The following is a 2,695-nucleotide window of genomic DNA, read 5'->3' on the forward strand; positions in this document are numbered from 1 at the left end:
CGGGCTTATCCGCCCTGGCACTGACCACAGACACCTCCATTCTCACCGCCATCGGCAATGATTACGGCTATGAACGCTTGTTCGCGCGGCAGGTGCAGTCCCTGGGCCGCAAAGGGGACGTGCTGATCGGTTATAGCACTTCCGGGAAATCGCCTAACATTCTCCGGGCCTTTGAGGAGGCACGGCAGCGGGGATTGGTGACCATCGGCCTCACCGGAAATCGCGGCGGCCCCATGCAAGGCCTGTGCGACCATCTACTGGAAGTGCCCTCCGGCGACACGCCGAAGATTCAGGAGGCGCACCTGGTATTGGGCCATATTCTCTGTGGTCTGATAGAGAACGCCCTGTTCTCGCCGCAACCCTAATGGAGGCCATCATCCTGGCGGGCGGTTTCGGCACCCGTCTGCGTGCGGTAGTGCCGGACGCTCCCAAACCCATGGCCCCGGTGGCGGGGCGGCCCTTTTTGGAGCTATTGCTACAGAATTTGTCCCGTCAGGGTGTGAAGCGGGTGGTTCTTTCGCTGGGGTATAAGGCAGAGGTCATCACCAGCCACTTCGGTGGCTGCTACCACGATATGGAACTAGCTTACGCTATCGAGGACACCCCCCTGGGTACCGGCGCTGCGGTGCGGCAGTCGTTGACGTATTGCCACGGCGACCATGCCCTCGTGTTGAATGGCGACACTTACCTGGAAGTGGAGATAAGTCGGCTGGAGGATCTCTGGCAAAGCGATCGGCGGCCATTGATCGTTGCCCGCGAGGTTGCGGATACCGCCCGCTATGGGCGCCTGGAAGCGAAAAACGACCAGGTGATGCGTTTCGCGGAGAAGGCGGCATCCGGGCCGGGCCTGATCAATGTAGGCTGCTATTTGTTTCCAATACATCTGCTGGATGCGTTCCCCTTGGGTCAACCCTTTTCCCTGGAACAGGATTTCCTGGTGGGAGCGGTGCAACGTGCGTCCTTCGGTTTATTGGTTACCCGTGGCCGATTTATCGACATCGGGGTGCCCGAAGACTACGCCCGCGCCCAAGTGGAGCTTGCCGCGCTGTGAGGCGACGCGCCCTCTTTCTGGATCGCGATGGTGTCATCAATGAGGATACGGCCTATGTATGCCGTCAGGAGCATTTCACTTTTATCGACGGCATCTTCGACCTGGTGGCATCGGCCAAAGCCAGGGGGTTTCTCGTCGTGGTGGTCACCAATCAGGCGGGCATCGGGCGCGGATATTATACCGAGGAGGACTTTCATTCCTTGATGAAATGGGTGAATGGCCGTTTTGCGGCGCGAGGCGGTGCACTGGACAAAATCTACTTTTGCCCGAGCCACCCCGAACATGGGGTCGGTGCTTATAAGCGTGAAAGTCCCTTCCGTAAGCCGGCTCCCGGTATGCTGCGGGCGGCGATCCAGGAGCTGGACATCGATCCGTCCCGGTCTGTGCTCATCGGGGACAAGATGACGGATATTGAGGCGGGTCGGGCAGCGGGCATTGCAATCAATCTGCTTTTCCGCCCCGAGGCGGGGGAAAGCTATCAGCCCTCCATCTCCCAACTTAGTGAGGCAGGGGCTTATCTGGACGAGGAGAGGAACCCATGATCTATGATTTTTGTGTGGTTGGCGGTGGCATTGTAGGATTCGCAACGGCGATGCAGCTTTTGCAGTTTCACCCCGGTGCAAGTCTGCTCATCCTTGAAAAGGAAAATAGCCCTGGCCTTCATCAAAGCGGACATAACAGTGGGGTCATTCATGCGGGTATCTACTACGCGCCTGGGAGTCTCAAGGCGCAGTTGTGTCGTGACGGACTCAATGCAAGCAAAGCATTCTGTCGTGACCACGATCTGCCTTTTGAGGAATGTGGCAAGCTCATTGTGGCAACGAATGATATCGAGCGTGAGCGCATTGATGCGCTGTATGCACGTGCGCACGCCAACGGCTTAAGTCTCGAACGGATCGACGGTGAGGAACTGGGCCGCAGGGAGCCGAATATCAGCGGGGTGGCCGCACTTTATAGCCCGGAAACAGCCATCACCGACTTCGCTGCCATTTGCCGCAAGATGGCCGATCTCGTCGCTGAGCAGGGCGGCGAAATTCATTACGGCACTACTGTCGATAATATTGTGGAAAAAGACGCGCATGTGGAGATCGGCGCGGGCGGAAACGCCTGGCGGGCCAAGAAGTTCGTTGCCTGCGCGGGGGCGCAATCAGATCGGCTGGCAGCGCTTGCCGGGCTGGACGTGGACTTCCGCATCGTGCCCTTCCGCGGGGAATACTTCCAGCTTCCACCGGAAAAAAACCATATCGTGAAACATCTTATTTATCCTGCACCGGACCCTTCGTTGCCATTTCTTGGCATTCACCTCACCCGCATGATAGACGGCAGTGTCACGGTTGGGCCGAATGCCGTCGTTGGTTTTGCCCGCGAGGGTTACCAAAAGTTGTCCTTCGATCTTCGCGACACTTTGGATTTCGCGTCTTATCCAGGATTTTGGAAGCTTATCCTGCAATATCGTCACCATGCGTTGCACGAATTACGCGGTTCATTGAGCAAGCAGGCCTATCTGGCGGAGTGCCACAAATACTGTGCGTCGCTCGAACTCGATGATCTACAGCCTTATCGTACCGGCGTCAGGGCACAGGCCGTTTCCAGAGAGGGTGCCGCTATTCACGATTTCCTGATCAAGGACACGAAGAGAATGCA

The 2,695-nt window shown here is 57.6% G+C and carries 4 protein-coding genes; all 4 read left to right on the plus strand.

Going from position 1 to position 2,695, the window contains the following annotated elements; all coding sequences use genetic code 11:
- Window positions 1-365: SIS domain-containing protein (locus AC2VNK_RS03885; protein WP_486882870.1), on the plus strand; the 365-nt coding region annotated here is incomplete at its 5' end.
- Entirely contained in the window at window positions 365-1,051 is a 687-nt protein-coding gene (locus AC2VNK_RS03890) for a nucleotidyltransferase family protein (RefSeq protein ID WP_486882872.1), read from the plus strand. The genes AC2VNK_RS03885 and AC2VNK_RS03890, both read left to right, overlap by 1 nt.
- Window positions 1,048-1,593, plus strand: coding sequence for a D-glycero-alpha-D-manno-heptose-1,7-bisphosphate 7-phosphatase (locus AC2VNK_RS03895; protein ID WP_486882873.1), 546 nt, complete (start codon window positions 1,048-1,050; stop codon window positions 1,591-1,593). The genes AC2VNK_RS03890 and AC2VNK_RS03895 overlap by 4 nt, the downstream gene beginning before the upstream one ends.
- The coding region (lhgO, locus tag AC2VNK_RS03900) for an L-2-hydroxyglutarate oxidase (RefSeq protein ID WP_486882875.1) at window positions 1,590-2,695 on the plus strand (1,106 nt) is incomplete at its 3' end. The genes AC2VNK_RS03895 and lhgO, both read left to right, overlap by 4 nt.

This window comes from Acidithiobacillus sp. TH-A35, assembly GCF_057473505.1.

What these genes read in the sequence shown, in the direction of transcription:
- AC2VNK_RS03890 (WP_486882872.1), top strand. Translation starts at nt 365, where the DNA reads ATGGAGGCCATCATCCTGGCGGGCGGTTTCGGCACCCGTCTGCGTGCG.